General features: G+C 64.8%; 22 protein-coding genes. 6 read left to right on the top strand and 16 right to left on the bottom strand.

Annotation, left to right across the window (positions count from 1 at the left end; genetic code table 11):
• Positions 1–272: 272 nt before the first annotated feature.
• Together dksA and JQ603_RS23545 are read right to left on the bottom strand one after the other, a co-directional pair.
• Positions 273–638, bottom strand: coding sequence for an RNA polymerase-binding protein DksA (dksA, locus tag JQ603_RS23550; RefSeq protein WP_008554760.1), 366 nt, complete (start codon positions 636–638; stop codon positions 273–275).
• 216 nt (positions 639–854) lie between these two features.
• Positions 855–1,466, bottom strand: coding sequence for an NAD(P)-dependent oxidoreductase (locus JQ603_RS23545; RefSeq protein ID WP_212342968.1), 612 nt, complete (start codon positions 1,464–1,466; stop codon positions 855–857).
• Positions 1,467–1,622: 156 nt separating this feature from the next.
• Here JQ603_RS23545 and JQ603_RS23540 point away from each other — a divergent pair, with 156 nt between their 5' ends.
• On the top strand, positions 1,623–1,994 hold the full coding sequence (locus tag JQ603_RS23540) for a winged helix-turn-helix transcriptional regulator (protein ID WP_025037390.1): 372 nt from the start codon (positions 1,623–1,625) through the stop codon (positions 1,992–1,994).
• Between the two features lie 178 nt (positions 1,995–2,172).
• On the opposite strand, the gene JQ603_RS23535 is transcribed toward JQ603_RS23540, so the two are convergent.
• Positions 2,173–2,586 carry a flagellar assembly protein FliX gene (locus tag JQ603_RS23535; RefSeq protein ID WP_212342967.1) on the bottom strand — a complete coding sequence of 138 codons (414 nt, stop codon included), beginning with the start codon at positions 2,584–2,586 and terminating at the stop codon, positions 2,173–2,175.
• Positions 2,587–2,869: 283 nt separating this feature from the next.
• Here JQ603_RS23535 and JQ603_RS23530 point away from each other — a divergent pair, with 283 nt between their 5' ends.
• The 4 genes from JQ603_RS23530 to JQ603_RS23515 all read left to right on the top strand — a co-directional run bounded on the left by JQ603_RS23530 (position 2,870) and on the right by JQ603_RS23515 (position 5,396).
• Complete coding sequence (locus JQ603_RS23530; RefSeq protein ID WP_212342966.1) at positions 2,870–3,994, top strand: flagellar basal body P-ring protein FlgI; 1,125 nt, start codon at positions 2,870–2,872, stop codon at positions 3,992–3,994.
• Positions 3,994–4,368: a flagellar assembly peptidoglycan hydrolase FlgJ gene (gene flgJ / locus JQ603_RS23525; protein ID WP_212342965.1), complete on the top strand. Its 375-nt coding sequence runs from the start codon at positions 3,994–3,996 to the stop codon at positions 4,366–4,368. Before JQ603_RS23530 ends, flgJ begins: the two co-directional genes overlap by 1 nt.
• A gap of 11 nt (positions 4,369–4,379) precedes the next feature.
• Positions 4,380–4,877, top strand: a complete 498-nt coding sequence (locus JQ603_RS23520; protein ID WP_212342964.1) for a hypothetical protein — start codon at positions 4,380–4,382, stop codon at positions 4,875–4,877.
• 159 nt (positions 4,878–5,036) lie between these two features.
• Entirely contained in the window at positions 5,037–5,396 is a 360-nt protein-coding gene (locus tag JQ603_RS23515) for a hypothetical protein (RefSeq protein ID WP_212342962.1), read from the top strand.
• On the opposite strand, the gene JQ603_RS23510 is transcribed toward JQ603_RS23515, so the two are convergent.
• From JQ603_RS23510 to JQ603_RS23495, 4 genes are all read right to left on the bottom strand, one after another.
• Positions 5,397–5,762 (bottom strand): hypothetical protein, encoded by a 366-nt coding sequence (locus JQ603_RS23510; protein ID WP_212342961.1) that lies wholly within the window; start codon positions 5,760–5,762, stop codon positions 5,397–5,399. It abuts the gene before it with no gap.
• A 13-nt stretch (positions 5,763–5,775) separates the two neighbouring features.
• Complete coding sequence (gene flaF, locus JQ603_RS23505) at positions 5,776–6,144, bottom strand: flagellar biosynthesis regulator FlaF (protein WP_183240137.1); 369 nt, start codon at positions 6,142–6,144, stop codon at positions 5,776–5,778.
• Between the two features lie 288 nt (positions 6,145–6,432).
• The gene (locus JQ603_RS23500) at positions 6,433–8,043 is read right to left on the bottom strand and encodes a flagellin (protein WP_212342960.1); all 1,611 of its coding nucleotides are present in this window, start codon (positions 8,041–8,043) and stop codon (positions 6,433–6,435) included.
• 235 nt (positions 8,044–8,278) lie between these two features.
• Positions 8,279–9,883, bottom strand: coding sequence for a flagellin (locus JQ603_RS23495; RefSeq protein WP_212342959.1), 1,605 nt, complete (start codon positions 9,881–9,883; stop codon positions 8,279–8,281).
• 325 nt (positions 9,884–10,208) lie between these two features.
• Here JQ603_RS23495 and flbT point away from each other — a divergent pair, with 325 nt between their 5' ends.
• Positions 10,209–10,649, top strand: coding sequence for a flagellar biosynthesis repressor FlbT (gene flbT / locus JQ603_RS23490; protein WP_212342958.1), 441 nt, complete (start codon positions 10,209–10,211; stop codon positions 10,647–10,649).
• Between the two features lie 92 nt (positions 10,650–10,741).
• Here flbT and JQ603_RS23485 read toward each other — a convergent pair whose 3' ends face one another.
• The 9 genes from JQ603_RS23485 to JQ603_RS23445 all read right to left on the bottom strand — a co-directional run bounded on the left by JQ603_RS23485 (position 10,742) and on the right by JQ603_RS23445 (position 24,412).
• The gene (locus tag JQ603_RS23485) at positions 10,742–12,238 is read right to left on the bottom strand and encodes a pyridoxal phosphate-dependent decarboxylase family protein (protein WP_212342957.1); all 1,497 of its coding nucleotides are present in this window, start codon (positions 12,236–12,238) and stop codon (positions 10,742–10,744) included.
• Positions 12,235–13,479, bottom strand: a complete 1,245-nt coding sequence (locus JQ603_RS23480; protein ID WP_212342954.1) for an ATP-grasp domain-containing protein — start codon at positions 13,477–13,479, stop codon at positions 12,235–12,237. The genes JQ603_RS23485 and JQ603_RS23480 overlap by 4 nt, the downstream gene beginning before the upstream one ends.
• A gap of 1 nt (position 13,480) precedes the next feature.
• On the bottom strand, positions 13,481–15,106 hold the full coding sequence (locus tag JQ603_RS23475; protein WP_212342953.1) for a hypothetical protein: 1,626 nt from the start codon (positions 15,104–15,106) through the stop codon (positions 13,481–13,483).
• Positions 15,107–15,116: 10 nt separating this feature from the next.
• A complete protein-coding gene (locus tag JQ603_RS23470) occupies positions 15,117–15,899 on the bottom strand; it encodes a hypothetical protein (RefSeq protein ID WP_212342952.1) in 783 nt (260 codons plus the stop codon).
• A 72-nt stretch (positions 15,900–15,971) separates the two neighbouring features.
• Positions 15,972–17,846 carry a flagellar protein gene (locus tag JQ603_RS23465; protein WP_212342946.1) on the bottom strand — a complete coding sequence of 625 codons (1,875 nt, stop codon included), beginning with the start codon at positions 17,844–17,846 and terminating at the stop codon, positions 15,972–15,974.
• A 21-nt stretch (positions 17,847–17,867) separates the two neighbouring features.
• Positions 17,868–19,751 (bottom strand): flagellar hook-associated protein FlgK, encoded by a 1,884-nt coding sequence (flgK, locus tag JQ603_RS23460; RefSeq protein ID WP_212342944.1) that lies wholly within the window; start codon positions 19,749–19,751, stop codon positions 17,868–17,870.
• A 35-nt stretch (positions 19,752–19,786) separates the two neighbouring features.
• Complete coding sequence (locus tag JQ603_RS23455; protein ID WP_212342942.1) at positions 19,787–22,051, bottom strand: flagellar hook-basal body complex protein; 2,265 nt, start codon at positions 22,049–22,051, stop codon at positions 19,787–19,789.
• 292 nt (positions 22,052–22,343) lie between these two features.
• On the bottom strand, positions 22,344–22,856 hold the full coding sequence (gene msrB / locus JQ603_RS23450) for a peptide-methionine (R)-S-oxide reductase MsrB (RefSeq protein WP_212342940.1): 513 nt from the start codon (positions 22,854–22,856) through the stop codon (positions 22,344–22,346).
• A gap of 86 nt (positions 22,857–22,942) precedes the next feature.
• A complete protein-coding gene (locus JQ603_RS23445; RefSeq protein ID WP_212342938.1) occupies positions 22,943–24,412 on the bottom strand; it encodes an NAD(P)/FAD-dependent oxidoreductase in 1,470 nt (489 codons plus the stop codon).
• Positions 24,413–24,420: the final 8 nt, after the last annotated feature.

Below are 24,420 nucleotides of genomic sequence, written 5' to 3'. Positions count from 1 at the left end.
GCTTGATGCAGCTGGATCAGCCACTGAGCATCCGAGCCGATCTAGTTGATGCGACTCGCAAAACGTCCCGCACCTGAAGTGAAGGTAGTTTCTCATCCGAACTCACGTGAGCTCGGAGGACTCGAGTCTAGCCCATTGATCGCGATTCACTTTTCGCGATTGCGCTCACACGTTGATGCGGGCGGTGGCAAGCGACAGGCAAAATGCCGAGCACGGCGCGAAATGGCGCCTTGCGTCCAAAAACAAAGAGCCGCATCGCTGCGGCTCGGACCTTATTCGTCGCGATAAACCTTCTCGCGTTTCTCGTGGCGCTCCTGCGCTTCCACCGAGAGCGTCGCGATGGGCCGGGCTTCGAGCCGCTTCAACGAAATTGGCTCGCCGGTGTCCTCGCAATAGCCGTAGGTGTTGTCCTCGATACGCTGGAGCGCGGCGTCGATCTTGGCGATCAACTTGCGCTGGCGGTCGCGGGCGCGGAGTTCGATGGCGCGGTCGGTTTCGGACGATGCCCGATCGGCAAGATCGGGGTGGTTCACGTTCTCCTCCTGCAGGGCTTGCAGGGTGAGCTTGGACTCTTTGAGAATCTCATCCTTCCAGGCGAGGAGCTTCAAACGGAAGTACTCCTTCTGCCGGTCGTTCATGAAAGGCTCTTTTTCGGTCGGTCGGTAGTTTTTCAACTTTTCCAAAGGGCGGCCTATCTGTCTAAGCAACGACTCGCAAACGGAACGGGGTCCGTTGAGCGGGGCGTTATATAGCGGCCTCCTGTGACAGACAATATTTCCCTGAGCGTCCGGTTACCGCTCCCAAGCCCTTGCACAGGAAGGTTTATCCTGAAGGGCCCGGGAGCGGCCGAAGGCCTAGTAACCGACCGTGAAACGCTGCTTCAGATGGGCCGGTTTCTCGACCTCGTCGGCGAGCGCGATGGCATAGTCGGCGAAACTGATCCAGCTCTTGCCGTTCGCATCTGCGAGAAGCAGGTCGGTCCCGAGCCGGAACTTGCCGGTGCGTTCCCCCTCGATGAACAGCGCCGATGGCGAGATGAAGGTCCAGTTCAGGTCCTTTTCCTGACGCAGCAGGTCGAGAAAGGCGGAGCCCGCCTCCGCCTCGGCCTTGTACTGAGCCGGAAAACCGGGAGTTGTGACCAGCTTCACGCCGGAGGCGACTTCGAGGCTGCCGGCTCCGCCGACAACGAGGTAACGGCCCACCCCGGACCCCTTGGCCGCGCCGATCAGCTTCTGCGGGTCGCTGGCCAGGAAGTGGACGGAACTCACGGCCACGTCGTGCCCGGCCCACAGCTTGGTCAAGCCCGCCTGGTCGAGCACGTCCCCCTTGGTCGGCGTGACATTTGGCAGGGCCGCAATCTTCTCCGGGTTCCGGGCGATGGCGGTAACGCTGTGGCCGCGGCGCGACAGCTCCTTGGTGATCTCCGACCCGGCCCGGCCCGAGGCGCCGGCGACTGCGATTTTCATGGAAGGCTCCTTTGCTTCTATAGTAACTAACGGTGACTAGATATCGCAAAGAATGCTGGTGTTAAGAGAGCACTTTGTGCTTACCTGATTACGCTGGAGTAACCGGCATAACGAACCGGCGCACGCAGGCGACCGGTATGGATTGAGGACCCGACGATGAAGCCCGACGTCTATGCAGCCAACTGCCCCACGCGCCAGATCCTCGACCGCGTCGGCGACAAATGGGCGGTGCTGATCCTCTTGCTGCTGCGCGAAGAACCGATGCGCTTCAATCAGTTGCGCCGCACGATTGAAGGCATTTCGCAGAAGATGCTGAGCCAGGTTCTGAAATCGCTCGAACGCGACGGGCTGATCAGACGCCGCGCCATCGCAACCGTGCCCGTGACGGTTGAGTATTCGATCACGCAGCTCGGGCTGACGCTCGCCGCCGCCGTCGATCCCCTGCGCGACTGGGCCGAGCAGAATCTGAAAGACGTGCTCGCCGCCCAGCGCCGCTACGACGCGCAGTTGAAGGAGGAAGCGGCGTAGGGTGCGTGCGAAGATCGCTTACAGAAGTCCCGTCATCCTGAGGTGCGAGTGGTGCGATGCACAGCATCGCGCCGGGAGCCTCGAAGGATGCATGGCCGAGATGCTTCAGCGGGGCCGTCGCCCTTCGAGGCTTGCCCTGCTTTGCAGGGCGCGCACCTCAGGGTGACGGATAACGTGACTACGCCTGTCCCACCTTCGCCAGTTCGACCTCGACACGCAGCTCGATCTCCGAGAGCACGGAGTCCAGCCCGGGATCGCCCGAGGACGATTTCAGGTTCGCCGCAGCATCGCGCAGCCGCATCACGGTCGATGCGTCGAGGTTGCCGGACAGGAGCCCCATCTTGAGCTCGTCGAGCACGTCGAGCGCGGTCCTGCCGCGGGCGACCGAGCGCTTGCGGCGCTCGACCGGATCCTCCTCGACGCCTTGCAGCGCGAGCAGGGCGTCGATGTTGGCTGCGGCCTTCGGTGCAGCGGCGCTCCGCGTCTCCTGCGCCGAGGAGGTGTCGGGCAGCACGAAGGTGCCAGAGCCGGTTCGTCTGGCCTGGCTGGCCGGCGTTCCAAGCGTGGTGCCGTTCGGTCCGTAGATGCGCATCGGAAGCAATCCGGGTGATCGATGCCTCACCTTCGCCGTTTTATGGTTAACGACCCGTAAACGGCCCGGCAAAATCTGCCGACAGGCGGCAGTTTCGCTCCTGAAGGCGAACGCCCGCTGACACCGGTCGAAACAGATTTATTCAACCTATTCAACCGCCTAATCCCTCTGCCCCACGTTGGCACAGCGCTCGCAAGGAAAGCGCCGGACCAGCTCGTCATGGGAGTGTCGTGCAGGTCTTTTCGATTTGAGGAGGCTCTTTGGAAGCCTTGGGGAGCAGAGGATGCCAGGCGTTCGTTGGGTGAGGATTGCTGGGGTGGCCTGCGCCGCGCTGTCGGCGCTGGCGTTGTCAGTCACGTCAGCGGCTGCGACCTCGCGCATCAAGGACCTCGCCAATATCGAAGGCGTGCGGCAGAACCAGCTCATCGGCTACGGCCTCGTCGTCGGCCTCAACGGGACCGGCGACACGCTCAACAACATCCCCTTCACCAAGCAGTCGCTGCAGGCGATGCTCGAGCGCATGGGCGTCAACATCCGCGGCGCCACCATCCGCACCGGCAACGTCGCCGCCGTGATGGTGACCGGCAATCTGCCGGCCTTCGCCACCCAGGGCACGCGCATGGACGTCACCGTCTCCGCGCTCGGCGATGCCAAGAACCTGCAGGGCGGCACCCTGCTCGTCACTCCCCTGCTCGGTGCCGACGGCAATGTCTATGCGGTGGCGCAGGGCTCGCTCGCGATCTCGGGCTTCCAGGCCGAGGGCGAGGCGGCCAAGATCGTGCGCGGCGTCCCGACGGTGGGGCGCATCGCCAACGGTGCCATCATCGAGCGCGAGATCGAGTTCGCGCTCAACCGCCTGCCGAACGTCCGCCTGGCGCTGCGCAACGCCGACTTCACCACCGCCAAGCGCATCGCGGCGGCGGTCAATGACTATCTCGGCGTCAAGACCGCCGAGCCGATCGATCCCTCGACGGTGCAGCTGTCGGTCCCGCCGGAGTTCAAGGGTAACGTCGTCGCCTTTCTCACCGAGATCGAGCAGCTCCAGGTCGATCCCGATCTCGCCGCCAAGATCGTCATCGACGAACGCAGCGGCATCATCGTGATGGGCCGCGACGTCCGCGTCGCCACAGTCGCGGTGGCGCAGGGCAACCTCACCGTCACGATCTCCGAGAGCCCGCAGGTGAGCCAGCCCAACCCGCTGTCGCGCGGCCGCACCGTGGTCGCGCCGCGCAGCAGCGTCACCGTCACCGAGGACGGCAGGAAGCTGGCCCTCGTCAAGAACGGCGTCTCGCTCCAGCAGCTCGTCGACGGCCTCAACGGCCTCGGCATCGGCCCCCGCGACATGATCAGCATCCTCCAGGCGATCAAGGCCGCCGGTGCGATCGAAGCCGACATCGAGGTGATGTGATGCAGACGAGCACGATCAATACCCCGCACCTCACGACGTACGCCCCGGCGTTCTCGGTCGAGAGCCGCAACGGCCGCCCCGATTTCGAGCTCGCGGCCGCCCTGCAAAAGGTCGCGCCGCAGCAACAGGCCAAGGCGCAGAAGACCGCCACCGATTTCGAGGCGATGTTCCTCAACAGCATGTTCTCGCAGATGACCTCGGGCCTGAAGGGCGATGGCCCGTTCGGCAGCACGCCCGGAACCGGCGTGTGGCGTTCGATGCTGACCGAGCAATATTCCAAGAACTTCGCCAATGCCGGCGGCGTCGGTGTCGCCCGCGACGTCTATCGCACCCTCATCATCCAGCAGGCGAAAACCACGCTTCGTACGGCATAAGGTCCAACGAGATGAACCAGTTCAACGCCTCACGTCAGCCGATGCAAGCGCAGCGCCCGAACACCGCGCCCGGCAGCGCCGAGGCGCGCAAGCTCGCCGAAGACCTGATGGACGCCATGAGCGCCCTGCTCGGCCTGATCGAGCGCGAGACCGAGCTGGTGCGGGCCGGAAAGGTGCGCGAGGCGATGACTCTCGAGAGCAGGAAGCAGGAGCTGTCGCGCAACTATGTCGGCGCCGTCAGCCAGCTGAAGGCGAACCAGGCCCAGCTCGCGAAATCCGCGCCCGAATTGCTCTCGACGCTGCATCGCCACCACGATGCGTTCCGCGCGATGCTCCAGGTCAATCTCACGGTGCTCGCAACCGCGCATGCGGTCTCCGAGAGCGTCGTGCGCGGCGTCAATGCCGAGATCCAGAAGCGCAACGTACCGAACACCTATACCGCCGCCGGGCGTCGCGCTGCTCCCGGCCCGCGCCACATCACGCCGCTCGCGGTCAGCCGCTCGCTCTGAGCGCAGTCGAAGACAAGCGACAATTTTACGAAAAACCGCGCGACGGTATCGTCGCGTGGTTAGGCACGTTTGCTTACCGGGTCTTCAGTCCTGGTGTTCCAATGTTGCGTTATTAGAGGGGTTGGGATTTGACTCAAGTAAGGCAACCAGGAGGCTGCCATGAGTACAGATTTCAGCATCAGGCCGGTGGGGATCCCGGCCCCCGTGCAGATCACAACGACGTCGAATGCGGCGGCGAATGAAGCCGTGCAAACTGATCTTCCGGTGAGCCAGACGGTCGCCGCGAGCGATGCGAGCGCGATCGTGCGCAATGATGTGCACAGCAACGACAACGTCTCGCGCCAGGTCGTGTTCGACCAGGCAGCAGCATCCTTCGTCTTTCAGGTCGTCAATGACAGGACGGACGCGGTGGTCAACCAGTTCCCCGACGAAGCCATGCTGCGCCGGCGCGCTTACTTCCATGCACTGGACTTGAAGTCCGAACCGACGCGTCCGCTCAACACGGACCTCAGCGCCTGATCAAGTGCTCCGCGTCGCTTGGGCGGTGTCGATGTAGGTCGACCCGGTCGCGGGGTCGGTGACGACGTTCTTGATCTGGGCCGTGCCGTTACCCGTCAGAATAAACTTGGTGTTGCCGAACCGGAACGCCGAGTCCTTGATCAGCACCTGCTGGTACTGAGACGTGCTGCCGCTTTGATAGTGGACCTGCCCGCGGAAGCCGTCGATCTGCGAGATGCTGAGCGAGAACGTCTTTCCGTCGGGATACTTGCCCGTCCACGTGCCCTGATAGAGCGAGGAATCGACCGGAACGTATTTGGTCTTGCTTGGAATCGACATGCCGGCCGACTTGTACGAGCTCGACAGGATGCTCATGACGTCGGCCACGACCCGTCTCCGTCTACGGCCGCCCGGACAGACCGGCGGCAATATTCCTGTTGATCTCGATCAACGGGCGGAAATGATCGAGCTGCGGGCTGGCCTGGAGCGCCGCGGTCTGACTCAGCACGAACACGCTGATGTTTGCGATCTTCTGCCGCACATCGATCGGCTGCGGATTGGTGTCCCGCATCGCCTCGCTCAGGAAAATGGTCCAGAGCTTGCGGTTGAACATCAGGGCCTGCATCGTCTGCTCCCCGAAGGGGTCGTCGCTGTTGATCGCGTCTTGCAGCTTGTTGGCGGCCTTCAGCAGCGTTTGCGCCTCAATGTCGCGGGGAGACGCAGTGGTCGTTGCGACGCGCGCATAAGCCGAAGCAGCAGAACTCGACATTTATCACCCTGGAAGTTTCCTTGCCCGTTATGCAGGCTTAAGGATTCATTCCGACACTAGGCAGCACCGTTTAAGATTTGCTTACGTGAGAGTGCAGACAGTCTCCGGACAATTACGGGCCCGGATCTCATCGTCGCTTCAAGAATAAATCCGAGAGCGCGCACTGTAAACGATGCATCGGAGCCTGCGCCGATCTCGACTAATCGAGCGTTAGCGATCTCACTCAAAACAACGGCGAAGCTTTCAGCTTCGCCGTTGCATCATCTGTCATCTTCGTCGGCGCCGCCTTTAACGGAGGAGCTGAAGCACGCTCTGCTGCGACTGGTTGGCGAGCGACAGCGCGGACACGGCGATCGACTGGCGCGTCGAGAGCGCCTGGCTGTTGGCCGCTTCCTCGTTGGTGTCGGCAAGAGTCAGACTCGAGGAGCCGGTCTGCAGCACGTTGATCAGGTTCTTGCTGAAGTCCTGCCGGATCTGCACGATCGACAGGTTCGAACCGAGCGTCGATGCTTCCGCGCGCAGCGTGGTGCTGGCCGCGTTGAGCGAAGTCAGAATGGCGTTCGCCGAATTCGAGTCGAGGAAGTCGACGCCCTGGTTCAAGGGCGCAAGGCTGAGGCCGGCGTCGTTGAGAGTCACGCCCTGAATGGTCAACGTCGAACGTCCAGTCTCGTTGAACACGAGCTTGAGCGTATCGCCGTTCAGCAGGTTGACGCCGTTGAAGGAGGAGTCTTGCGCGGTGGTGTTGATCTGCGCGAGCACGTTGTTGTACTGCGCGACGAGGTTGGCGCGCGTAGACTGCGAATTCGCGTCCGCGACGGGCGGCTGCGCGATCAGGCCGTAGAAGGGCTGACCGCTCGCCGCGGCCGTGCCGCCGATTGCGCCGATCGTCAACGAAGCGGCATCGTTGCTGGTTACGATGTTGATGTGCCCGGTCGGGTCAATCGTTGCCTGCAGGTTGTTCGGCGCCAGCGCGGCATTGAGCTGATTGAGCGTGGAAATCTGCCCGGTGCCGGTACCGAAGGTGATGCTGACGGGGGTGCCGCTGCCGGTCGCGCCGATCGTCAAAGTCTCGCCGCTGAGCGGAGGCGGGACGCGGGCTGTGGTGCCGGCGGTGAGGCCGAGCGCCGTGAGCACGTTGCCTGAACCGGAGATCGCCAGATCCTGGGCCGTGCCGGTGCTGAGCACGAGCTGACCGCTACCGTTGACGGTCGACGCCGTACCCGCGCCCGTGATGCCGTCGATCGCGTCCAGCACGGTCTGCACCGAGAGAGCGCTGCCGGTGCCGATGCCGATCGTGACGTTGCCGAATGAGTCCGTGGTCGAGGTGGTTTGCGCGGTCGAGAATGTAATCGTCTTGCCGTTGACGGTCAGAACCGAACCGTTGGTGATGGTCGTGCCGAGGTTGTCGGACGACGTGCCCGCCGTGCCGACCAACTTGGTCGCAGCGGTGATGTTGGCGGCAGTGGTGGTATTGTCGTTGGTAACGGTGCCGCCGGTGACGGTGTTGTTGGTGTAGGCCGTGCCCAGCAGGTTGTTGGCGGTTGCACCGGTGATCGCGGCCGCCGTCACGTTGGACTTGGGCGAATAACCCGTCGGGCTTTGCAGCACCTGGCTGGCGATCGACTTTGCGCTGTCGACCAGCTTCTGCAACGAGGTGATGCCGGTATTGGCGGCCTGCAGAACCTGGACGCCATTGCTGATGCCGTCGAGGAGGTTGCTGATATCGTTGGCGCGATTGTCGAGCCCCTGGGCGGTAAAGAAGTTGGTCGGGTTGTCCAGCGCCGTATTGACCTTCTTGCCGCTCGCAAGACGCTGCTGCGTGGTGGCGAGCAGGTCGGCTGTCGACTGCAGCGACAACAGGTTCTGGCGAACTGATGCCGAGAGAACGATGTTGGACATTGGCGGATCTTCCTCTTGCGCGACGCTGTACGAATCGGTGCTCGCCGATCGGGGAATGCACTTTCGTCCAGTCTTAGGGGGTCTCCTTTAAATTAAGGTTAATGGCGGCTTAAGCAGCAAGGTTAACGAGGCGTTAACGCGCCCCGGTTCCCCCGGCCTCGCGCGAGCGCGCAACAAAAAAGCGGCGGGGCAAAAGCCCCGCCGCGATGCCTTGAGTGACGATTTTCGCCGCGTATCAGCGCAGAAGCTGCAACACGCTCTGCTGCGACTGGTTGGCCAGCGACAGCGCCGAGACCGCGATCGACTGGCGGGTCGACAGCGCCTGGCTGTTGGCCGCTTCCTCGTTGGTGTCGGCCAGCGTCAGGTTGGACGAACCGGTCTGCAGAACGTTGATCAGGTTCTTGTTGAAGTCCTGGCGGATCTGCACGACCGAGAGGTTCGAACCCAGCGTCGACGCTTCCGACCGCAGCGTGCTGCTGGCGGCGTTGAGCGTGGTCAGAACCTTGTTGGCCGAAGCGTTGTCCAGGAAGTCGGTGCCCGAAGTCAGGGACGAGATGCCGAGACCAGCGGTGTTGAACGTCACACCGGTGATGCTCAGCGTCGACTTGCCGGTTTCGTTGAACGTCAGCTTCAGGGTGTCGCCGTTCAGCAGGTTGACACCGTTGAACGAGGCATCCTGCGCGGTCGTGTTGATCTGCGCGAGCACGTTGTTGTACTGCGCGACCAAGCTCGCACGCTGGGCCTGCGAGGTCGGGTCGGCAACCGGAGCCGCCGCAGTCAGGCCGTTGAATGCCTGGCTGGAGCCAGCCGCAGTGCCGCCGATCGTGCCGATCGTCGCGGAAGCCGCATCGTTCGTCGTCGTGATGGTGATCTTGCCGTTCGAGTCGATCGAGGCCTGCAGGTTGTTGGCTGCGAGCGCCGTATTCAGCCCGTTCAGGGTCGAGATCTGACCGGCGCCGGTGCCGAACGTGATGTTGGTCGCAGTGCCGCCAGCGGTTGCGCCGATCGTCAACGTTTTGCCCGAGATGGCGGGCGGGACACGGGCGGTGGTGCCAGCCGTCAAACCGAGCGCGGTGAGCACGTTACCGCTTCCCGAGATCGTCAGGTCCGAGGCCGTGCCGGTGCTCAGCACAAGCTGGCCACTGGTGACGGTCGAAGCCGTGCCGGCTCCCGTGATGCCGTCGATGGCCGAGAGGACATCGCTCACCGCCAAGGTGCTGCCCGAGCCGATGCCGATCGTGACATTGCCGGAAGCGTCGGTGGTCGAGGTGGTCTGCGCAGTCGAGAAGGTGATGGTCTTGCCGTTGACGGTCAGAACCGAACCGTTGGTAATGGCGGTGCCGAGGTTGTCGGAACCAGTGCCGGCCGTGCCAACCAGCTTAGTGGCAGCCGTGATGTTGGCGGCAGTCGTGGTGTTGTCGTTGGTGACAGTGCCGCCGGTGACCGTGGCGTTCGTGTAGCCCGTACCGAGCAGATTGTCGGCAGTCGCACCGGTGATCGCAGCTGACGTCACGCTCGACTTGGCGGAGTAGCCCGTCGGGCTCTGCAGCACCTGGTTTGCAATCGACTTGGCGCTGTCGACCAGCTTCTGCAGCGAGGTGATACCAGTGTTGGCGGCCTGCAGCACCTGAACGCCGTTGCCGATGCCATCGAGCAGGTTGCCGATGTCGCTGGCGCGGTTGTCGAGACCCTGCGCGGTGAAGAAGTTAGTGGGATTGTCGAGAGCCGAGTTCACCTTGCGGCCAGTCGAAAGACGGGACTGGGTGGTGGCGAGAAGGTCGGCGGTGGACTGGAGAGAGAGCAGGTTCTGACGAACCGATGCGGAGAGGACAACGGACATACTGGTACCTTTCTGGTAGCTACGCGTCCCATCTGACCATGATTGGTCAGACGACCGCCGGAACCTGCGTCCAAGCCTCTAACAATCCGTGAAATGAACCCCCCGCATTCTCTGCGTCAGCACGCGAGCCCTCTCCCGGGAGCAGCCGCGGAGGCGACCAGAATACCGCTACAACGCTCGAATCACTGAGTTTTCGGCCACAAGCGTGTTCGTTTACTCTCCGTTAACCATGTTGCGCGACGATCGCCCCAAATCGCTGCCGATCGTCGCCATATAGAAGGGGCGCACCGACCGCTTGCTGCAAAAGGATTGATGGAGAACAGGCATGGCTCTCAAGGTCGAGCTCAAACCGCACGAGCGCATCATCGTCGGTAACTCCGTGATCACCAACACGGACCAGCGTGCCCGCCTCCTGATCGATGGCGAGAACGTGCCGATCCTGCGCGAGCGCGACATCCTCACGCCCGAGACCGCCGACACGCCGGCCAAGCTCGTCTATCTGGCGGTCCAGCTCATGTACATCTCGCCGGACCCGCAGACCCAGCACGGCACCTATTTCAGCCTGGTGCGCGACATCGTTACCGCGGTGCCGAGCGCCTGGCCGATCATCGAAGACATCAACAACAACATCATGAGCGGCGATCTCTATCGCGCGCTGAAGGATGCCCGCAAGCTGATCGCCTATGAGGAGAAGCTGCGGAGCCAGTTCGAGGCCACGCATCCCAAGGCGGCAGCGGGCAAGAACGACGTCAGCAGCGCCGCCTGACCACAGGCGTTCGCGCGGGCGACCACACCTGACGAACGACAACGGCCCCGGATCGCCTCCGGGGCCGTCGTCGTTTCAGCCATGCAGCGACGCTACTGCGCCACGAGCGGCGGCGCCTCGACTTCGATCACTCCGCCGCTCCGCCGTCCGCCGAACTCCAGCACGGCCGCAACCAGCGCATCGATATCAGTCTCGTTCGTGCGGTGATTGACGATGGCCGCACGGATCGCGAACTTGCCGTCCAGGGTCGTCCCCGAGGGCGCGGCGATGCCGGATTCCTGGATGTCGGCGACGATCTCGCGATTGACAGCGTCGCCGCACCGGTAGCGGAAGCAGACGATGTTGAGATTCACCGGCGCCAGCAATTCCAGCCGCGGTTCGGCCAGCACGCGTGCCTCCAGATATTTGGCGAGCGCGCAGCTTCGCGCGATCACCGCACCCAGCCGGTCGGTGCCGAACGTCTTCAGCGTGAACCAGGTCTTCAGCGCCCGGAAGCCGCGCGACAGATCGGGGCCGAGATCGCAGGGCCAGACCGCACCGGCCGCCAGCCCCCTCGCCTCGCGGCTCAGATAGGCCGCCGGCTGGGCAAAGGCCTGCCGGTGCCGTTCGCCGTCTCGCACCAGCAGGAAGCCGGCGTCGTAGGGCACCTGCCCCAATTTGTGGAAGTCGAGCGCAATGGAATCGGCAAGCTCGATGCCGCCGAGCAATGGCGCGAGCTCGGGGGAGAGAATTGCGAGCGCGCCAAAAGCGCCATCGACGTGAAACCAGAGTCCTTCCTCGCGGCACAGCTTCGCGACGGCCCTGAGATCGTCGATCGCACCGACATCGACCGTGCCGGCGGAAGCGACGACGAGGAACGGCTTGAAGCCGACCTCGCGGTCGGCTGCGATCTGCGCTCGCAGTACGTCGACGTCGATGCGATGATCGGCGTCGACGCCGATCTTGCGCAGCGCATCGGTGCCGAGCCCGGCGATGTCCATCGCCCTGGAGACACAGCCATGCGCGGCCCGCGACGTGTAGGCCGCGAGCAGCGCACCGTCATTGCCGATGCCGTGCTGCCGCGCCAGCGTGCCGAGCGCAGCGTTGCGCGCCACCAGCACCGCCATCAGATTGGCCATCGACGTGCCCGTGACGAAGATGCCGCTCGCTTCTTCCGGGAACGCGAACAGGCGGCGCATCCAGTCGACGATCTGGCGTTCGACCTCGATCGGCATGTGGTCGCGCCCGCCGAGATTGGCGTTGAGACCCGCAGCGAGCATCTCCGCGACCATGCCGACCGCCGTGCCGCCGCCATGCACCCAGCCCATGAAGCCGGGATGAACGTTGCCGGTCGCGTAAGGCGCGACATGTTCAGCGAATTCGCGATAGACATCGGCGAGATCGGTTGCCTCACGCGGCACGTCGGACTTGATGGCCGCACGGACATCATCGGGGATCGGCTGCCAGACGGGACGCGCGCGGACATTGGCGATGCCGTCGATCGCCTCGTCGAGCATGCGATGGGCGAGCGTGCGGAATTCGCTCCAGTCCTGCGGATCGAGCGAGGTGTGCGTGACGGAGCCTTGCGTGTTGCGGATGATCTCGTTCATGCCTCGCCCACCTTTGCATGCCGCGACAGCATCGCCGTGAACGCGGCGAAGATCTTGCGCATCTGCGGCGGCTTGTATGGAAACACGGCGGGCGGATCCATGTTGTGCACGACCGCGGTGTTGTCGGCCTCGAACACCAGCAGCTCGCCGTCCTGGTTCTCGGCACAGTCGACGATGAAATAGTCGAGGCCGACGCGCCGGCTCATCTCGTCGAGCGCATTCTTGTGGCGCGCAGCGAAGGCATGATCGAAGTCTTGCATGAAGATGGCCTCTTCCGCGCGCTTCTCCTCGCTGAACGCCATGTAGGCGTTGAGATACCAGATGTCCCAACGATCGGCGATCGCCATGTGACACGCATAAGGCTCGCCGTCGACCATGGTGAGCCGGATCTTGCGAAAGAGCCCGTCGGGGCTCGCGTAGTTGACGAAACGCGCGACGAAAAAGTCCTGCTCCTGTCGCTCGACCAGATAGGCCTTCAGCGCGGCAGCATCGTCGACCTTCGCAAGACCGACGCCGGCGTGCGTGCCGCGCGGCCGTACGATCATTGGAAAGTGCAATTCGCTCGTAATCTCCGCGCAAGCGATCCGGTCTTCTGAGAGAGCCGTCAATTGCGCACGGGTCGCGTTGGCGGTCACGGGAATATCGAGACCGGGGATATCAGCCAGCAACCGATACAGCTTGTCGCGATCGAGATTGCCGATCAGCTCGGGGCGATTGAGCAGCGGCCGCGGCCAGCGCGGCGCAGCCTGTTCGATCACGGCGAGCGCCTCGCGGCATTCCTCGGAATCGGAGGCGACCACGATGGCCACGTCGTGATCGGGCAACGTCTCCGGCAGACCGACGCCCTTGACCACGTAGAGCGTCAGCAGCTCGATGTCGGAGCCTTCGAGCAGAAACTCGATCGGGGTGTTGCCGCCCATGTCGATATCGGCCGCGAGCGCCAGCACGCGCATGCGCGGTTTCGTGCCCGCGCAAGGCGTGCGGAACAATTGATGGAAGGCGAGCACCTCGGTCTGGATCACGAGGCCGGCCTCCTTCTCGCCGAGCAGCTGGGCGACCAGCGACAGATCGAGACCTTCGCCGGCCTCCGCGGTCCCCTCCGCGATCCGCGCCAGCAGATGCTCGCGCAACGGATGCAGGTCGCCGCCCTCGAAGGCCCGGCGCGTCAACTGCGCAAAGCCGATGCGGTCGGAATAGTTCGGTGTGGTCATGCCGTTCGGCGCAGAAACAGGAGGCAGCATCTTAGGTCTCGAGCACAGACTTTCCCGGCACAGTCGCCGCACGGTCGAGCAGCAGCTCGATCTTCGCCAGCACGTGGGCGATGCGATCGAGCATATGCTGCAAATTGCGTTGCGCTTGGGCGGCGTCAGCCGACCAGGATTCGGTGACGAGCCGCGCGCCGACGCACAGCCGCAGCAATCCCTGCGGCTTGCCGTCCGTCCGCTCCAGCCGCACCGGCTGGCCGACGAGACAGCGCTGTGCGGCCACCTGCTGGTCCGCGGCACTGCCGTCGATCTCACTACTCATGTCGCGGGCCAGAGCGCGATAGACCGCGCTGGTTTCGGCGATGGAGACCGGCTCGCCGCCGCGCAGCAACGCGAGCGGAAAGATCGTGCCTCGTGCGAATTCCTCGTCGTCGACGCCGCCGTTCTCAGATGCGTTCGGAACGGGGCGAAGCGCCGGCGACAGCTTGATCATGCTGTCGATGCCGGAAGCGAGCTCAGCCAGCGCCCTGGCGCGGAATGCGCCGGGCACGGCATAATAACGGCCGATCTCCGCAAGCGCCGCCTCCCAGCGCAGCCATTGACCGAAATTCGGCCGGCGCTCGAACCGCGAGCGCAGCGCCGTCCAGGCGATCGGCCAGTCGCAGCGGCCGGCATAGTCGAAGATGCCGGGCGCGATCGCGCCAATCCGGTCGATCGACCGCGATAGCCCCTTCGGCACCAGCAGCGCACCGCTGAAGGCCGGACCGCCGAAGAATTTCGAGCCGGTCATCAGCACCATGTAACCGCGATCGAGATAGGAACGCAGCCGGCGCCGGCCGAGTCGCGCCTGGCAGGCATCGACGACCACCTGAACCTTGCGCGGCCAGCGCCGCGCGATCTCATCGAGGCAGGCAGCACTCGGCGCGCGCCAGCCGAGTTTTGACGAATCCATGATGTGCAGAAGAACGCACCGGCCTTGCGCGAGGCTGTTCTCGATTGCACGCATTACTGCAGCGTCGGCATCGGCGCGCATCGCGATGTCGGACGCGGCGGCGTCGAGCAGCGGCACCGCGATGCTGTCACCGGCAAGGCCGGCCACCGCGCCGTCCTTGCGCACCGCAAGGCCGCTCGCCGTCAGCGTGCTGAAATGGCGCCCGCCCGCAGTATGGGCCGTCCCGCTTCCGGTCTGATCGGCGCCGACCACAATCGTCACCGGCGGTGCGCCGAGCACCGCGCGCGCCAGGAACAAGGCGTGGAGCTGAGAGTCGGTGCCTGACGGCGAGAACACGATGTCGACGCGCGGCGAAAGCTGGAGATGCCCGCGCAGCTCCTCGCGGATGCCCTCGCCACGTGCGTCGAAGGCGACCTCGACCTCGTCTAACAGGCATCGGTGCATCAGCTCTTCGCGCGCCAGCGCGGCGCGGTCGTAAGCTGCTTGCGAGATCGTGGATGCGGTCGACGAGGCGAAATTCCAGATCTCCGGCTCCGGCGATGGCGCACAGCCATAGGCGTTGACGCGATCGTCAGGATCGAGCGTCAGGCGCGGATCGCCGCCGGAGACCAGCAGCGTGTCGAGCGGGGTGAAGAGATCGCGCAGGCGATAGCGCGAGCCGCCGTCGGACGCTCGCTCGATGTCGGCCGGACGGGATGCGCCGGTGCTCATCCCGGAGCGCTCAGGCCGCGTCGGCCGCCGCCGCGGGCGCCGGTGCGAATTGCGATGCGATATCGCCGTGGAAGACCGACGGCCCGACGTGATCGAGCGAGCTCTGGATGTCGGCCCAGATCTCGCCGCCGATATCGGTCCAGCGCTTGCAGAAGGCGAAGTCCTCGGAGAGATAGGTGCCGGTCGCGGGGTCGATCATGCATTCGAACAGCGCGAACCGGTTCTGGCTCGCCGCCAGCGTGTCATGCGAGTGCTCGCGGAAGAACTGAAGGTTGGCGTAGTCCCTATGGCGGCACATCGCCTCCAGCACGTGACGGCGGATCATCAGGAAACCCGTGCCCGCATAGCGCACGCGGGTAAAGCCGTTGACCACCACGATGCGGTCGGGATCCTCGATCTCGAGCACGTAGTCGAGCGAGGCGGCCGGCACGTCGGCCCGACCTGACTGGATCGCACGCGCGGCCTTGTCCCAGTTGACCCGCTTGATCGGATAGCAGCCCGCAACGACGTCCGCGCCGCATTCGATCAGCCGGAACACCTGCTCCGGCTTGAAGCCGATATCGGCATCGATGAACAGGAAATGCGTCGCGTTGGGATCGTCCAGGAACATCGCGACCAGGTTGGCCCGCGCCCGCGTGATCAGCGCATCGCCGTCGCGCAAGTGCACCTTGAGCTCGAGATTGGACATGCCGTGGACGGCGCGCTGCAGCGCGAAGATCGAGCTCGCATAGATGCTCGACACCTGCCCGCCGAAGCACGGCGTCGCCACCACCAGCTGCATCCTGTCAGACATCGACCGCTCCGCCCCCGCTGCAATCCTCACCAAGAGGTAAACAGGCATGGTTAACGGCGTCTTAACGCAACCTTACAGGAACTTGACGAGCGAGAGCTGCGCGAGGTTCGAGGTCACCTGATAGGACGCCTGGAGCGCGTTCTGGAGCGCGAGGATCTCGCTCGCGACCTGGTCGGGCGAGGCCGATTCCGCCTGATCGACGATGCTCTGGAGCTGCGCCTTGGCCTGGGTCTGGCGCGTGGTCGCGTCCTTCATCGTGTTCTGGGCCATCGCGATGTCGGTCTGGATGTCCTCGATGCGCTGCTGGCCGGGCTGCTGGGTCAGCGCCTGCGTCACCCGCAGGCTCAGCGCCGAGACCTGCCCGCCCGAATACTGCCCGGTCGGCGAGGTCGAGAAGGTCCCGAACACGGCGATCGCCTGCAACTGGCGGCGGATCGCGTCCTCGTTGGCCTGCGCGCCATACTGCACCGTGACGGAATCGTCGACCCGCGCCATCGCGGTGGAGCGCGGCGAGCCGGGCCCGTCATTGCCGAGGTACCATTTCACGGTGTTGGCCGAGCCGTTCACCAGCGTCGTCGCCGAGCTCGCCGGCGAGGAGCCGACGCGCAGCGGCGGCTGCGTGGCGGTGACCGGCGTCGCACTGAAACCGAGCGAGCCCAGCGCACCCGTATTCGAGCTCGTGATGTTCAGGCTCGCCGCATCGTCGGTGTTGATCGTGATCGCGCCGCCATGGACGGTCGACGGCTTCGAAGTCCCCGTGATCGCGTCGATCTTGCTCAGCAGGGTCTGGATGCTGTCGGTGACGTTGAGCTGGTTGCCGGTCGCGCCCGAGCTGACGAAGGTGAGCGTGGTGCCGTTGACGGTGATGGTGTCGCCGGCGACGAAGCCCGGCGAGATCGAGTCCGAGGGGCTCGCACCGGACAGCGCCGTCGCCCCGGTCACTGGCGCCGGCGGTGCCGCCTGGTTGTTGAAGGGCGTGCCGATCGCGGAGCTTGCGGTGTTGAAGAAATTATCGCCGGCGGTCACGGCCGACGCCGCGACCAGCGAGGTGTTGGCGAGCTTCAGGATCGCAGTGTTCAGCGCGGTGTTGAGATTGGTCGCGGTGTTGGCCGGAGTGGTCGTATCGATCGCAAAGCTGCCGGCCGGCGTCGGCGTGGCGGTCGAGGCGGTCAGATCGATCTGCTCGGTCGTACCATCTGGCAGCGTGAACTGGACGCTCAGCTTGTCGCCATTGTTCGGATTGACGCCGTTGAGATCGACCGAGAAGGACACCGGCGAGCCGCTCGGGCCCGTCAGCGTCGCGCCCGTCAGCGTCGAGGATACCGCCTTGATCTTGAGCCCGAACGGCGAACCGGCGACGTCTTCCGACACCTGGACCGAGCTCGGCGTCGGCTGCGTCTGCACCAGCCGCCCCATGCCGTTGGCCCCTAAGTCGGCGGCCTGGCGCTCCGCCATCACGGTCTTGAAGCCCGCCTGCGTCGTCGTGCCGTTGATGATGTCGCCGGCGTCAGCGACCGACTGCGTGTTGACGGCCGTCCCGGAGAACAGATAGCGGTTGCCCGATTGCGTGTTGAGCACGCCGACCATCGAGCCGAATTGCGCCGCGGCGGTGTTTTGCGCAACCGTCTGCCCGTTGACGTTGAGATCCTGCGCGGTGCTGGCGGAGCCGGTCTGCACCGTGTTGCGGATCGTCGTCAGCGACTGCAGCGCGGTGTTGGCGAGGTTGATGTTGACGTTGACGTTGGTGATCGTGTCGGTATAGGCGGCGATGTTGGAGAGCTGCGCGCGCGAGGCGATCGCGAAGCCCTCGTTGGTGCCCATGCCGGAGTAGTTCTGCGACAGCTTGCCGGTCGAGAGCTGCGTCGACAGGTCGGTCAGCTGCTGATTGATGTTGCGGATCTGCGCGCCGAGGACCGACGATGAGTAGTTGATGCTGCTGATCGACATGTTTCAGAGCCCTGTTACTTTTTACGCTTGAGCCTGGAGCAACGTGTTCATCATGCCCTGCACCACCGACATGACGTGGGCGTTGGCGGCATAGGCATTCTGGAGCTGGATCAGGTTCGACATCTCCGAGTCCAGATTGACGCTGGAGGTCGAGTTGAACTTGGCCTGGAGCGTCGAGACCACGACGCTCTGGCCCTGCTGGAGCTGGGTGGCCTGGGTCGAGGCGTTGGCCTGAATGCTCAGGAACTGCTGGAGGTAGTTCGAGACGCTGCCTGTGAACGGCTGGTTCGCCGAACCGAGGCCCGTCGTCGGCGAATAGGAGAACACCGCATTGGTGAGCTGCGAATAGAGATAGTCGGAACGCGTGGTGTCGCCCGCAGGCGTCACCGGCGAAGTGCTGTAGACCGACAGCCGCGTGGGATCGCTGACGAGCTGCGTATTCACGGCGATGCGCCCGGCAAGGCCGGTCATCTGCGAGCCCGACGCCGTGATCGCACCGGTGTAGAGCGCCTGCCCGCCGTCGGTGAACACCGCCAGTTGCGGGCTGCCCGATGTCAGCGACGAGATCGTCTTGGTGGTCGAGGCCGAATTGACCTTGGCAAGGCCGGTGTTGTCATCGGTCACCCGCAGCGTCGTGGCGGTCGCCGGCGACGGCGCCGCGGAGAACGACAGATGCGAGCCCGAGAGCGCGGTGTTGAGCGCGGCGGCGATCGCGCTCATGCCGCCGGAGAAATTGACGCCCACCCGCATCGGATTGGCATTGGTGGCGTTTTGGAGCGGCAGCGCCGCCGGATCGGTCACGTTGACGAGCGTGATCTGGCGCTGGGTGTTGGTCGTCGTGTCGGTGTAGGTGATGTTGACCGTGTTGCCCGGCTGCGCGCCGGCGAGCTCCAGGTCGAAACCGGCCGGCGGGCCCGAGACGGTGCTGCCGGCCGTGGTCTTGTCCGACAGCGCGCTCGACATCGTCGCGGCGAGCTGGTCGATCTGGTTCTGCGCCTGCACCAGCGTCTGATCGCGCAGCTTCAGGTCGGCCGCGATCTGGCCGGACGAGACCACGTTGTTGGCGACGACGTCGAGCTGCGAGCCGTTCGGCAGCTTGATGTTGAGCGCGCCGACGCCGGACTTGGCCGGGTCGATGTTGTAGAGCGAGGTCGCCGACAGTGCGCCGGCGGAGGCAAAGGTGAACTGCGAGGCGAGCCCGGCGCCGACCAGCTGGACGCCGGTCGTGGTGTAGATGTTAGCCTGGTTCGAACCGTCGGTGGTGACGCGCACGTCGACGAATTTCGACAGCGTGTTGATGGCCTGGTCGCGCTGGTCCATCAGCGTCGCGGCCGAGGGATCGTTGGCTGACAGGCCCTGGAGCTTGGTGTTGATGTCGGCGATCTGCTGCAGCGCCGCGTTGGCGGCTTGCGCCGAGGTGCCGAGGTCCTGCTCGACGTTGGAGCGCAGCGACTGGATGCCCCTGGTGGTGACGTTGAGCTGCTGCGCCAGAGCCTGAGCCGCGCCCAGCGCAACGGTCTGCGCCGACGACGAACCCGAGCTCGTCGAGAGCGCCTGGAGCGCCGTGGTGAAATTGTTCAGCGCGGTTTCGAGCGTGCCGTTATTGCCGGGCGTGCCATAGACATTCTGAAGCTGCTTCAGGATGTTGGCCATCTGGTCGGCGTAACCGCTGCCGCCGGTCTCGGTGCGCAGCTGGTTCTGCACAAAAGTGTCGAGCTCCCGGCTGACGCCGGTCGTCATCGCCGTCGAGCCGAAATCGCCGGTGGTGACCTCGATCTGGTTCGGGGTCTGGACGACGTAACCCGGCGTCTGCGAATTGGCGACGTTCGAAGAGACGATCGAGAGCGCGGCCTGGTTGGCACGCAGACCGCTCATCGCACTGGCGAGGGCTGAACTCAAACCCATGTGTACTTACCCGCCTTTGGTTACGTCACGCGCGATCAGCGCAACACGTTCAGGAGGTCCTGCACCATCGAATTGGCCGTCGTGATCACCTTGGTGTTGGCCGAATAAGCCTGCTGGGTCACGATCAGCTTGGTGAACTCGTCGGCGATGTCGGTGTTGGAGCCTTCGAGCGACGAGCCGCTGATGGTGCCCGACGCGCCGTCGATCGCAGGTCCCGACTGTTCGGTCGCGGCGTAAGCGCCGCCGTCGAGGGCCTTCAGGTAGTTGGTGCCGTTGAAGTGCGACAGCGAGACCTGCGCGAGATCGAGGTTCTGGCCGTTGGAGAAGGTGCCGATCACGAGGCCGTTGTTGTTGACGGAGACCGAGCGGAGCTGACCGGCGGCGTAGCCGTTCTGGGTGATGGTGTTGATGGTCACCGCGCCGCTGGTGCTGGCGTATTGCGTCAGCCCGCCCGAGGAGATGTTGAAGGCAACCGAGCCGAGCGACTGGCCGCTGACGCTGACATTGTTGATGGTGATGCCCGAGCCGCTCGGCGAGGTCAGCGAGCCGTCGGCCGCAAAGGTGAAGGTCTGTCCGGTGTTGACCCAGCCCACCGTCGTGCCGGTCGCGTTCGGGTCGGTCTGGTAGAACAGGTTCCAGCTATCGCTATGACCCGTGCCCAGAGAGGCACTGTCGGTCTTGGCCCAGCGCAATTGCAGGTTCACCGGCGTGCCGGCGGCGTTGTAGGCCGTGACCGCACCGCCGCTGATCGATTCCTTGGTGAACGTGGCGATGTCGTTGCCGATCACTCCGCCGGTGCCCGCAGTGCCGCCACCGTCGCGGTTCTTGGTGACGGTCGACGTGAAGCCGAGCGCGGCGAACGCTGCGCTGTTGGAGCTGGACACCTGCAGGTTGGAAGCGGTGCCGGTGTTGAGCGTGATCACGCCGCTGCTGCTGACCGACGAGCCTGACGCGCCGGCAAGAGCGTCGATCTTTTGGAGCAGCATCGAGATGTTGTCAGTGATGTTGATCTGGGTGTTATCGGTCGACAACGCGCCCGAAGCCACGAAAGTCAGCGTCTGACCGTTAACGGTGATCGTGTCCGCGGGCGGACCTGCCGAAAAGCCCGACGACAGCACCTGGGCGCCGCCGGCGGTCGCGGTGCCGCTCAGCACCGTGGAGCCCGAGATGGCGGGCGAGGACAGCACGTTGCCGCCGCGCGTCACGCTGCTGATGCCGAGGGCCGTCGCTGCCGTGCCGCTGTTGACCGCCACGTCGGTGCCGGTGCCGCTCGAGATCTGGATGTTGCCGCTGGCAGAGAGAGAGGCCGTGACACCGGCACCGCCCGCCGACTGAATCGCGTTCAGGATGTCGGCAACCGTTGCGGTGGTACCCGCGCCAAGACCAATCGTGGAGTTGGTGCCGATCGTCACCGTGGTGCCGGCGTTGAAGGTGATCGTGTTGCCGTTGATGGTCAGCGTCTGGCCGCTCAGCGCGGTGAGAATGCTGGAGGCGAGATGCGTGCCCACGGTGTTGTCGAGAGACGTGGTGGTCGAGGCCACCGCGGACGAATTGTTCTGGAGCGCAACCGTGCCCGTCCCGGTCGTCGAGGAATAGGCCGAGCGAATGTTGCCGGTGGCGGCCGCGCCGGAGACCGTCGCGTTGGTGTAGGGTGCAGGCGGCGTGCCCACCGGCAGCGGGTTGGCCTGGAAGTCCGACGGGTTCAGGCCGCCGGCCGCCAGCAGCGTCTTGCTCGCCGCGGTCGAGCTGGCCGCCGTGTTCGGCTGGGACGGCAGGTTCGCCGCGTACTGGATCGAGGTGGTCGCCTGCGCCGGGATGAAGTTGTTCTGGAATTTCAGGACCGTCGCCACGTTGCCGGTCGGGTTGCCGGTCTTGGGGTCGACCGTGGTGCCCATCAGATAATAGCCGGCGCCGTTGACCAGGTTGCCGTTGGCATTGAGCTGGAAGTCGCCGCGGCGGGTGTAGTAGGTGACGCCGCTGAACACCGGGACGTTGTCGACGACGCCGGTCGCCTTCTGGATCGAGAAGAAGCCGTCGCCGGTGATCGCCATGTTGGTGGCGACGGTGGAGGACGAGATCGTGCCCTGCGTGGTGATGGTGGCCTTGGCGTTGGCCGTCACGCCGCCCGCGACCTGCTTGCTCGGCACCGAGGCGTCCGGAATGAGATCGACGAAGCTGGTCCCGATGCCCTTGTAACCGGTGGTGGATGAGTTCGCGATGTTGCCGGAGATGTTCTGCAGCGCGTAGGACTGCGCCTGCAGGCCACCCACCGAGGTGTTCATTGCATCGAAGATACCCATAACTTTGTCTCCAAATCCGATCCCGGCGGCCGGTCGACCATGGCCGCAGTCGGAGGAGACAGTCGCAAGGGCTATGCCAATGCGGGTATCTTCGAAAAATCAATGACTTATTGAAAAAGCCCCGGTCTGATGACCAGGGCACAATTGCCGGGACCGGCAACAATTGCCGGGACATATCGTCGTTCCGGGGCGACGCGAAGCATCGAACTCTGGTGCGCGATTGCACACCTGAGAACCTCGAGATTCCGGATTCGATGCTCACGCACCGCTCCGGAATGACTCCAGCGAGAGCCTACGTCGCCGACGCCGCCGCCGGGTGGAAAACCAGCCCGAAACCGTCGATGCAGTAGCGCAGTCCGGTCGGCTTCGGACCGTCATCGAAGACGTGGCCGAGATGGCCGCCGCAGCGCCGGCAGTGCACCTCGGTGCGCACCATGCCGTAGGTGCGGTCCTCGGTCTTGCCGACATTGCCCTCGATCGGCTGGTAGAAGCTCGGCCAACCCGTGCCGCTCTCGAACTTGGTCTCGGACGAGAACAGCGGCAGGTCGCAGCCGGCGCAGGCGAAGATGCCCTTGCGATGCTCCTTCAACAGCGGGCTGGAGCCCGGCCGCTCGGTGCCGTGGTTGCGCAGAATCTCATATTGCTGCGGCGTGAGCTGGGCACGCCATTCGGCCTCCGTCTTCGTGATCTCGAACTTTTCCGCGGCCTTCTCGCCAGCCTCGGCAGGTGATCCTCTCAGCCAGCGGAAGGCCGAAAGACCGAACAGGCCGGCGACAGTCGTTAGCAGGATGCGGCGGTCAAACATCTCATTCTCCGTGCGCGGGACGTCCACGCCCTGAGATACGGGCTCTAACGGCCGACGTTACACTTCCGGGCGGAGGATTTCTCAACTTATTGCGAGACGCTCTGGTCCTGGACAGCCGGTTCCGCAGCCTGTTTCACGCCTTGGGCCGCATGTTCCGGCGCAAGCGCCGGCTGCGGCCGCAGACCCGGCGGCAGACGGCGCGGACCGGTGCCGGCGGCGCGGTTGGCCTCGGCCAGACGGGCCTCTCGCTCTCTGTCCTTGGCCCTGGCACGCTCGCGGTAGCGGGCGAGCGAGCCCGCTGCGGCCGAACTCGCCCTGCCCCAGATGCCGACCAATTGGCCGGCAACGCGGCCGGTCGCCCCGCCGGCCCAGACCAGCTCGAATGGCGAGAACAGTTTCCAGCGGTCATCGCCCCACAGGATGCTGCGCGCGATCAACTGTCCGGCCATGGCCGATGTGTTCATGCCCTGGCGGCCGAACCCGCTCGCCACCCACAGGCCTTTGCGCAGCTGGCCGATCTGCGGCATGCCGTGCACGGTGTGGCCGGTAGCGCCGCCGAATGTCTCGGCGATCTCGGCATTGCCGAGTTCGGGGAAGATCGACCGGATCCGCCGCCTGACGCTGCCTGCAAAGCGCTGCGGCCGCGCGGCCCAGGTGGTCTCCGGGCTTTCCCACAGCAGGCGGTCGCCATCGACGATGCGGAAATGATCGACGCCGTCGGAATCCATCACCGATCCCTTGAAGGCGATGATCTCATGCACGCGCTCGCCGAGCGGCGCAGTGATGCCGGCATAACGCCAGACCGGCAGCAGCGTCTCCGACAGGCGCCGTAAGGGCGCGCCGAGATGGATGTTGCCGGCGAGCACGATGTGGGTGGCCCGCAGCCGCGCCGAGGGCGTGACGATGCGCTTGCGGATGCCGGAATGATCGATGCTGACGACCGGCGTGTCCTCGAAGATGCGGGCGCCTGCCCGCCGCGCCAGCGCCGCAAGGCCGTGCACGTATTTGCGGCCGTCGACCTGGAACGCCCGGGGATAATACACGCCGTGGAAGTAACGATCGGTCTTCAGCACCTCGCGGACGCGATCGACCTGCCAGCCCTCGACCTCGGTGTCAAAATCCTCGTTCAGCATCTGCAACCGGCTGATCAGCCGGTCGCCGGCATCGACGTTGGAGACCTCCAGCACGCCGTCGCTGGGGGCGATTCCCGGCATGTTCTCCTCGGTGGCGTTGGCGCGGACGAATTCGGCCCCCTCCTTCGACAGCGCCCACAATTCGCGCGCGTCCTCGAAACCGATGCGCTCGATCAGCTCGGTGAGCGGCAGCGCAAAACCCGGCATCACGGTACCGAGCTGGTTGCCGGAGGCATTCCAGCCAACATGGCGGCCCTCGAGCACCGCGACGCTGGCCCCGAGCCGGGCCGCCTCCAGCGCGATGGAGAGCCCCGCAAGCCCGGCCCCGATCACGCAGATGTCGGCGTCAAGTTCGAACGACAGCCGTGCGCGCTCGCGAAAGCCGGCTTCTTCCTGGGACACGCTTGTGAAAGTCTCGCTCATGTCGTTTT

Source organism: Bradyrhizobium liaoningense (assembly GCF_018130825.1).
GTDB lineage: Bacteria > Pseudomonadota > Alphaproteobacteria > Rhizobiales > Xanthobacteraceae > Bradyrhizobium > Bradyrhizobium liaoningense_B.
The sequence above is the reverse complement of the archived record's forward strand: the minus strand, read 5'-3'. Positions and strand labels throughout refer to the sequence as shown.